Below are 8,211 nucleotides of genomic sequence, written 5' to 3' on the forward strand. Positions count from 1 at the left end.
AGTCAAAAACACTGAATCCGAGTCAGCTTTTTTGCTTTTAGTGCTAGAGCGCACCTGGACATAGCAAAAACTCCCGGAATCCCGGGACACCCACAAGAGTAGGTTCATTTTTACGCTCGGATTTTAGGGGTTTTTGAATCCCTCTTGGTCGTTGCGTAGACGACCAAAGTTACCCTTTAAGGTATAAAGTAATTTCAGGAAATTAGCAATAAAATTTAAAAACAGTCTTTATTTTATGAGCTCCACCCCCGCCTCTCAAACTTTTATGCCCGCTCGTAAAAACTCCAAAACCATGAAATAAAACCCACGTTTATTGAGAGGACTAATAACCCTTTATTTTTGAGATCACACCTCCCAAAAGCACACCTAACAACATATCACCCCCTCCCAAAGCCATTTTTGAGAGACATCTTACAGATTTACACTGTGATGCGTTGGATTTTTGCGCCACAACGAGCCAATTTTTCTTCTAATCTCTCAAATCCACGATCAAGATGATAAACACGATTGACGATTGTTTCTCCCTTTGCTGCCAATGTAACAAGAGTAAGAGGGCTGCAATCACAAGAGAAACAACAAGCACGCAAATCCGTCGCCATGAAGAGGTCCCCCTTGCAAATTCTCTGTTCCACGAGACGGTTGCCCTCTCGCCCATCAAGCTTTATTTGCGCCCTCAAGCGATTGAGTTCTTGAACATGCATAAAACGATTTTCGAAAACCGTCTCTGTAATTTCACGCGCTTCCCTCAACCCCGCGTCATGAGCGCCATGAACGAAACTTAGACAATAATCACGAGCCTCCTCAAGAGTGAGAGAAGCAAAACTTTACACGAAAGAAAAACCATTCCGAAAAGAAAACAGCAGCCACAAAAGCCATACCCTTGAAAGATGGAGATTTGAAAGAACTATTGAGAAAATCATCAAGAATATACGGCTCCAAAATTCCACAAGAAAGAGAGTAAACCATTAAAAATGCACCAGCCAAGCCCAGCGCCCCAAGCCCAGCCCCTCCCAACAAGCAAACATTGTGTTAAAACGCCCCCAAGCAATCGCCCCCCTCAACCACAGCGCAAAGCATTCAGCATATCTTTGAAAGATTTACACTGTGATGCGTTGGATTTTTGCACCACAACGAGCCAATTTTTCTTCTAATCTCTCAAATCCACGATCAAGATGATAAACACGATTGACGATTGTTTCCCCCTTTGCCGCCAATGCTGCAATCACAAGAGAAACAGAAGCACGCAAATCCGTCGCCATGACAGGAGCCCCTTGCAAATTCTCTGTTCCATAGACAGTTGCCGTCTGCCCATCAAGCTTTATCTTTGCCCCTAAGCGATTGAGTTCTTGAACATGCATAAAACGATTTTCGAAAACCGTCTCTGTAATATGCGCGATTCCTTCAGCCCGTGTCATGAGCGCCATGAATTGCGCTTGGAGATCGGTTGGAAAAGCAGGATAAGGTCCTGTTTTAATATCAACGGGCATAATTTTGGTGTTCTTTGGATTTCGCTTAATATGAATTCCTTGAGGTTCTATTTGAATCTCGAGTCCTGTTTTTTGGAGCACCTTAAGCACTTTTGTGAGATGATTAGGATTTGCATTTTTAAGAAAGACATCTCCTCCCGTCATAGCAACAGCCATTGCATATGTTCCCGCTTCGATTCGATCAGCAATAACGCGTACTCTAGCACCGTTGAGTTTTTTAACCCCTTCAATTGTAAGCGTTGTTGTTCCTTCACCGGTTATTTGAGCCCCCATAGCATTCAGGGTTCGAATAAGGTTTGTCACTTCTGGCTCACAAGCCGCATTCTCAAGAGTGGTTGTTCCCTTTGCCATTGTCGCCGCCATCAGCAGCACATGGGTTCCACCAACAGTGACTTTAGGGAAACGATAGTGAGCACCTTTTAACCCCTTTAGCGCTTTTGCATGAACATATCCATTTTCGATAGTAATCTGTGCGCCTAAAGTTTTAAGTCCCTCAAGGATAAAATCGACAGGTCTTGTTCCAATAGCGCATCCTCCAGGAAGCGAAACATAAGCCTCTGCGCATCGTGCAAGCAGAGGTCCGATAACCCAAAAGCTTGCACGCATTTTTTTCACCAGTTCGTATGGTGCCCGTGTTGTGGCTATTTTTTGCGCCGTAAAATGAATTGTTCTTGAATTCACACATTCATCGTTAAACTCTTGTCCATCAACGGCATATCCAACACCATGATTATTGAGAATACGAATAAGCAATTCAACATCGGCCAGATGCGGAATATTTTCTAAAGTGAGCGTTTCTTCTGTAAGCAGCGCCGCAATCATAAGAGGCAATGCAGCATTTTTTGCCCCAGAAATAGGAATTGTTCCTTGAAGTTTTTCTCCCCCAACAATTTGAATAGAATCCATCGTGTTTTCCCTCTTTTCCTTTGTGCCTGCCCTTCCAAAGGATTGTCCCCCTTCGGGAAGTTATGCTTTATTAATCGTTTTAGAACGCATTCTAACTATGAGAACAAATTATTGAGAAGTTTGGTTGCAAAAATTTACTAAAAAACATTTTTTTGCATTTTAGAGCTTTTTGCATTTTAGAGCTCTGGTTGTGCTCTTTTTCGGCTTTGCTCTTTTCGACGTTTCAGGTTTTGACGCAATTGTTGTGCCAATCTTTCTTGACGTCGTTTTGCTTTTTCATCTTGATGATTAATTTCATTTTGTTTTTGTTTTTGATGCATTTGTGTCATTGCGCAACCTTTTAAACAGTGTTGAGCTTCTATCCAAGCAACTCATAACCTTAAATATTTAAGCATATAAGAAACATATGTCATGACATAAGATACGTTTTCTTGCAAGAATATACAAATGTTCTCTTGCCTATTTTCTGACAATATGGCACAAGACAGCGCAAAGATTGAAAAGGGCTGCGGTAGCTCAGTGGTAGAGCACTCCCTTGGTAAGGGAGAGGTCGAGAGTTCAATCCTCTCTCGCAGCACCATTTTATTCTTCTTTTGCCTCTCTCTTCTTGCCCTTATAAGTCTTCCCTATAAGCCTAAATCTTTTCCCCCAACCTCCATCGGATTCATCAAATCCTCCATCCTTTAAACCATGCGCTTCAATAGCCTCAAAATCAGTAGCTTCAAAATCAATGGCTTCAAAATCAAGAGCCTCAATGCCACGCTTAATCTCTAAAATGCCTTACGAACGGCTTTTGAAATTGACCGCCCCCCAAAGAATATCCCCCCACCCCTTGCCTCCCTTCTTTCCTTGCCTCCCCCCTCTTTCCTTTCTGTAAGATTTGCCCTATCCTTCTCTTTGCCAAGCCTCACTGTTGCAACAGCTCTTAGCACTTGAGTGCGATATAAGCATTTTTATTTTTTCAATATTTTATTTCTTGAATATTTTCCCCCACAAGCTCACCCTGTTTGTAATATGCAAACAAACGATTTTACTTGATTCAATATAAGAGCGTCTGAATAAGAAGGGTTGAAATAAGAACATCTCACACTATTTCGGGCTCTCATTGAAATTCAAATTAAATCTCAATAATGAATTATTATAAACTCATTGTTTGAACATATCCCATTGATACCTTTATCCGCCCCAAAACGAATAATCTTATCTTTCTAGCCTCTCTACCCACCTCAAGCAACACAAGTATTCCCTGTAAAAATTAGAATAAGCTTCATCGATCCTATTCGTCATTTACAACAAATCTAACAGAGCCATTTCCAGAACCTCCTCTCAATTCCTTCCCCATTCTCCCCACCCCTTACCAAAAGCAAAAACCAAACAGTGATAAAGTCCCCCTCAATAAAGCTTTCACTAAACCACCCCACGCTCCCATATGGCAAACATCCCATATAGCAAACATCTCATATGACAGACATCCCCATATACTAGGCACCCCATATGGCAGAAAATTGAGAGCCTGCCTTTTCAAAGAAGATCCCTCATTACCAATTTTATACACTATGGTTTTCCACGTGTTCTAAGCCATCCCTCTTTCAACACGCATCTTTTTTATACGAATACTTTGATTGATACAGATAGCGTTATTCCTCTTGCATAAGAATCCGAAGAGCAAAAAATTCTCTCCCCCTCTATTCTATTGAAATCAATCACTCCTCTTTGCTTACAGTTCACAAACAGAAAGATCCGTATGGCGAGAAACTTTCCAAGAAAAGCATATCTCTTCGTAAGAAGCCTCCCAGTAAACGAGATTATGAATCGTCTCAAGAGCTACAGCCCATGCCGCAATTTTGGCAACGGGCCCCAAATAGTACTAACTTACTTTTTCATAAAGTAAGATAGGGTGCGCAATGTTTATAATCTACAGGGTTTTATAACCTACGGACTTTATAATTTACGGGGCTTGACCGTTATACCCCTCACGATATTATTCACAGGCGCCAGTATGAAATTTACGAACGCCGGCATGAAATGGATGTGAAATGAGCTTAGAGCGAGATATCTTTATTAAAACAAGTGCGTGAATGTACAAGAACAAGTATATTTCATTTGGAGTATTTTGGATATTCCCTACTCTCCCCACCCTAGGACAACCATTTTGGCTACAGATCCCCTTATATTTTCTGCTGTCATACCTCCTCCAATAAGCTAAAACCCCACATATGCGGGGTTTTAACCAGTACCACACCTTTATTTAGACACATTATGATCATTATAACCATTTTTATTAAATACGTTTTTACGTATATTTTCAACACAAAAATAACACATATTGATTTATTTAACAGAAATGACTTATAAAAGCTCATCAGAAACAAACGACAATAAATACCTTATGTTTAAACACTTTATTTTCTTCGCTATCGTAATAAGCGCTGTTTTATTTACGCATCATACAACGAGTGGATGTACAACAGATGGTCTTTTTGTTGGAAGTACTTCTCCGATCAATTGTATTTCAAAAGAATATATAAGACAGAAAATAAAAAAGAAGCTATTAGAAAAAGAACGCGAAAGAGAATGGTTAGAGCTTGAACAATTTTCTGTTAGCGCTTGTCCAGGTGGAAAATTTCCTGTTTATTATGGCGTTTCTATTATCGATTGTGTTTCAGAGGAAGAACTAAAACAAAATCGTCTTAATCAAAATCGTTTTAATAATGAAATTAATATAATGAACTTATTCCTGCAATGGTTTATCGTAGCATTCGTAATAACAACGATAATGTCTGTTCCCATAAATTTACTTTGGCGTTTTAGATTTAAGGTTCCTGCCTGTTTATTTACAATAATGACAACCTTGGCTATTATTGCCGTCCCTTTTACATCTGATTTATCGTCTCTCTTTTAATCTATTTTTGTAAAAAATATTTCTAAAATATTAAAAACACCCTGCATTTTTAAGCGTTTTGAACTGTATCTCCTCTCATTTAGAGACAATAGCCCCAAGTACAGCCATGCCATTCAATACGATTTTAACCATATTTCTAACATAAAAATAACACATGTTGATACATTCAAAAGAGATCAATTAAATGATCTTGTAAAATAAGAGCAATACACAAAGTGGCTGTATTTAATGATAGTCAATGAAGACGATTATTATGGAATTCTTGGTGTAAGCTACGCATGCAACGATAAACAGATAAAATCTGCTTTTCGTAAATTAGCTCTGCAATACCACCCTGATCATAATTCTAGTACCGAAGCAGAACAAAAATTCAGAAAAATTTGTGAAGCCTATGAAGTTCTTAAAGATCCTCAAAAGAGAGCTGCTTACAATCAGTTCTATCATAAAACTTTTAAAGATAATCACAAGGCTTCTGAAATTAGTAGAAACCAAGAGAACAGACGACAAGATAATACCAAGCGTGTAATTGATAGTATCGCGTATGTAATTTTCATTATTTGTGGAATAATACCTGTAATGTGTTATATAATTTCGTTTTTTACGTGGAATATACCACTAGGAATAAATAAGTATAGGGTTATTAATTCTCATAAGCATAAAAGGATATTTGGTAAAGATTGGTGCATTTATCTTCGGGCTCATACTAATATCATTTATCAAATTTATATGGAGAAGTATCTATTGATCAGTGCTTTTGAAGAGTATTAAGAGCGACCCACAGTGAATTCACAAGGTGTGGTCATTTTTGATTTTCTATAACAAGGTAGTGTAGAAAAACATAAAGATTATAATGTCTCTATCCGTTCTTTTCTTATTCTCCCCCCTCCACCCCTCTATTTCTTCCACAACCTGCCCCCCAATCTTTCCCCCAACAAGCCCACTTGACTCCACACAGACTTTTTCTCATGCCCCTACATCCCTTTTCCCATATCGGCTAAAAAATGCCCCTCAAACGACTCTTTCCCAAAAAACAAAAGCACCACAAGAACCATTTCCTCTCCAATGAAAAAGCACTTGTCCGGCAACTTCGCCATCATGGGGGGACTTTCATCGCGCCCCCAAACACGGCACAACACAAAAGCGGCCAGAAGCTCCCCGTTGTCCCAATACGTCTAAACAAGCTTTAACGACCTCCCCCGCCAAACACCTCCTTCCATTTTCCAGCATGCTTTACGTATCATTCCAAGCTCCCTACTTGCGTGCCGCAAAAACATAAAAACCGGCTCTTTTCCTCCTTGAACGTGCCTTTTTATAGGTTGGAACCTATCTGTACTGCTGCTTCCCTTCCCCCTAAACCTCATTTTTGTTCTCTAGCATGCTTTCGTGTCACTCCAAGTCACAGGATAACGACCTGCCCCCTTCATCCCCACCATTTCCTCCTCATCCCGCTCCAACATTTCTCTTCCTAAAGCCGCGTATCTCCCCCTTTTCCATATCGGCTAAGAAAATCCCCCAAGCCCCCGCAAAGCTCTCTCCCCCCAAGAACGAAAGCATAACGTACACCATTGTCACCACAATGAAAAAGCTACTCAGCCCTTTCATTGCGGCTCCCCCCCCCAACACTCACCACAAAAGCACCCAAAATCACAGCCTCCATACCTCTGAACACTTAGCCTTACTCCCCATTCTCGTTTTCCCCTCCAGCATACCGCGCCGCCTTGCATGCGCTCCAAGCACCCTTTCTTCCCACATTTTCCCACCATGCCTTTCACATTCCTGTCCCCTAAGTTCGCTATGCTCCCTGCTTCCCTGCGCCCCCCTGTTTGGCACCCTCCTCCAACACAAAAACCAGCTCTTTTCCCCCTCTGCTCTTTCCTTTTTATAGAACTTTGCCTCTCCTCAACGCTACACAAGATCCCTTCCCACCCCGTCTCATTCTTGTTTTGCCCTCCAGCATACGTCTTGCATGCGCTCCAAACTCCCCGCTTTCTCCCTCCTTCAAAGCAATTTCTGTTCTTATATGAAAACCTGTCCCAACAGATTTAATTTGCTGTACCATCTTCTCCAAAGCCTCATTAAAACGGCTAATTTCATTTTCAAGCTTGCAAATATACGCTTCATCACGATAAGCCCGTTTAATCAAAGGAGGCATATCCGGCCAATAGAGCATTAAATCCACCCATTCGCGTTGAGAAATCCATAACCCTCCTTGACATTGTGCTTTATGTTCTGCTGGAAAGCCCTTTTGCATGAAATGAGGAATTAAAATTTCAGGTTTTTTTGTTTTAATTTCCAACAATCCATTTTTTCCAACAAAAGCATCGGGAGAAAATCCTTGTCCGCGATCATCAGCCAAAACAAAGCCAATACATTCAGGTTCTGTATGTGTCAGTTTCCCATAAAGCTGTCGCGCGCTTGGTTCTAATTCAGTCCCACGTCGCTGAGAAAGTGTTGTCCCTTCATCAACGGTTTTTCCGGTAATTCTTTCTCCCGCCAATTTCATCATCACACTCTGATAGCGTGACGTTTTTTGCCCTTGTTTTGTTCGTGCCATAACCATCTCAAACAACGAAGCCGTAATCAAACCATTACGCGCTTGCTGCCATTCCTCTGTTCCTTGAATACAATCGATAATGATTGGCATAGTATTTCTCCCCTTCATCTTTAAGGTGTTTTTTTGCAACATATTCTCTTTGAAACATTCATATCTTTTAAGATGCATTCCCCACTAAGAATGACAGCATCCTTAAATATTGTGCTGCTGAAATCACAAAAGCTGTTGGAAACGCCCCCCTCAACATCCCCCTCCCCACAAGTTTCTCATCCTCTCCTTTTCCATATCGGTTAAGCCCCCAAGCGGCGCCCTCCCTAGACGAAAGCATAACGCGTGATATTTTCTCCCCGATAAAAAAACCT

At 40.8% G+C, this 8,211-nt stretch carries 9 protein-coding genes, 1 tRNA gene and 1 pseudogene; 3 read left to right on the top strand and 8 right to left on the bottom strand.

The genetic code is table 11. From position 1 onward, the window contains the following. Window positions 1–419 precede the first annotated feature (419 nt). From ACFILT_RS05975 to ACFILT_RS05985, 3 genes are all read right to left on the bottom strand, one after another. Window positions 420–749, bottom strand: a complete 330-nt coding sequence (locus tag ACFILT_RS05975; protein ID WP_375678395.1) for a hypothetical protein — start codon at window positions 747–749, stop codon at window positions 420–422. 348 nt (window positions 750–1,097) lie between these two features. Next, the gene (gene murA, locus ACFILT_RS05980) at window positions 1,098–2,393 is read right to left on the bottom strand and encodes a UDP-N-acetylglucosamine 1-carboxyvinyltransferase (RefSeq protein ID WP_375678394.1); all 1,296 of its coding nucleotides are present in this window, start codon (window positions 2,391–2,393) and stop codon (window positions 1,098–1,100) included. Window positions 2,394–2,569: 176 nt separating this feature from the next. Continuing rightward, window positions 2,570–2,722 (bottom strand): hypothetical protein, encoded by a 153-nt coding sequence (locus ACFILT_RS05985; protein WP_375607050.1) that lies wholly within the window; start codon window positions 2,720–2,722, stop codon window positions 2,570–2,572. Window positions 2,723–2,898: 176 nt separating this feature from the next. Between ACFILT_RS05985 and ACFILT_RS05990 the strand changes: the two genes are divergently transcribed. Beyond that, window positions 2,899–2,973, top strand: a tRNA-Thr gene (locus ACFILT_RS05990). 1,137 nt (window positions 2,974–4,110) lie between these two features. Here the strand turns inward: ACFILT_RS05990 and ACFILT_RS05995 are convergent. Beyond that, window positions 4,111–4,254, bottom strand: a complete 144-nt coding sequence (locus ACFILT_RS05995; protein WP_375678393.1) for a hypothetical protein — start codon at window positions 4,252–4,254, stop codon at window positions 4,111–4,113. A gap of 528 nt (window positions 4,255–4,782) precedes the next feature. Here ACFILT_RS05995 and ACFILT_RS06000 point away from each other — a divergent pair. Together ACFILT_RS06000 and ACFILT_RS06005 are read left to right on the top strand one after the other, a co-directional pair. After that, a complete protein-coding gene (locus ACFILT_RS06000) occupies window positions 4,783–5,295 on the top strand; it encodes a hypothetical protein (protein ID WP_375678392.1) in 513 nt (170 codons plus the stop codon). A gap of 228 nt (window positions 5,296–5,523) precedes the next feature. Beyond that, a pseudogene (locus ACFILT_RS06005) lies at window positions 5,524–5,757 on the top strand (DnaJ domain-containing protein); the annotation flags it as partial. 509 nt (window positions 5,758–6,266) lie between these two features. Here the strand turns inward: ACFILT_RS06005 and ACFILT_RS06010 are convergent. From ACFILT_RS06010 to ACFILT_RS06025, 4 genes are all read right to left on the bottom strand, one after another. Then, entirely contained in the window at window positions 6,267–6,431 is a 165-nt protein-coding gene (locus ACFILT_RS06010) for a hypothetical protein (RefSeq protein ID WP_375678391.1), read from the bottom strand. A 304-nt stretch (window positions 6,432–6,735) separates the two neighbouring features. After that, window positions 6,736–6,897 (bottom strand): hypothetical protein, encoded by a 162-nt coding sequence (locus ACFILT_RS06015; protein ID WP_375678390.1) that lies wholly within the window; start codon window positions 6,895–6,897, stop codon window positions 6,736–6,738. Window positions 6,898–7,174: 277 nt separating this feature from the next. After that, window positions 7,175–7,939 carry a lambda exonuclease family protein gene (locus ACFILT_RS06020; protein WP_375678389.1) on the bottom strand — a complete coding sequence of 255 codons (765 nt, stop codon included), beginning with the start codon at window positions 7,937–7,939 and terminating at the stop codon, window positions 7,175–7,177. Window positions 7,940–8,006: 67 nt separating this feature from the next. Continuing rightward, a partial coding sequence (locus ACFILT_RS06025) for a hypothetical protein (protein WP_375679737.1) occupies window positions 8,007–8,211 on the bottom strand: 205 nt, incomplete at its 5' end.

Source organism: Bartonella sp. AP7XZML (assembly GCF_042195745.1).
Classification (GTDB): domain Bacteria; phylum Pseudomonadota; class Alphaproteobacteria; order Rhizobiales; family Rhizobiaceae; genus Bartonella.

Excerpts from the sequence above, each read along its gene's own strand:
- ACFILT_RS06015 (WP_375678390.1), bottom strand. The coding sequence starts at position 6,897 with ATGAAAGGGCTGAGTAGCTTTTTCATTGTGGTGACAATGGTGTACGTT.
- murA (WP_375678394.1), bottom strand. The coding sequence starts at position 2,393 with ATGGATTCTATTCAAATTGTTGGGGGAGAAAAACTTCAAGGAACAATT.
- ACFILT_RS06000 (WP_375678392.1), top strand. The coding sequence starts at position 4,783 with ATGTTTAAACACTTTATTTTCTTCGCTATCGTAATAAGCGCTGTTTTA.
- ACFILT_RS06020 (WP_375678389.1), bottom strand. The coding sequence starts at position 7,939 with ATGCCAATCATTATCGATTGTATTCAAGGAACAGAGGAATGGCAGCAA.
- ACFILT_RS05985 (WP_375607050.1), bottom strand. The coding sequence starts at position 2,722 with ATGACACAAATGCATCAAAAACAAAAACAAAATGAAATTAATCATCAA.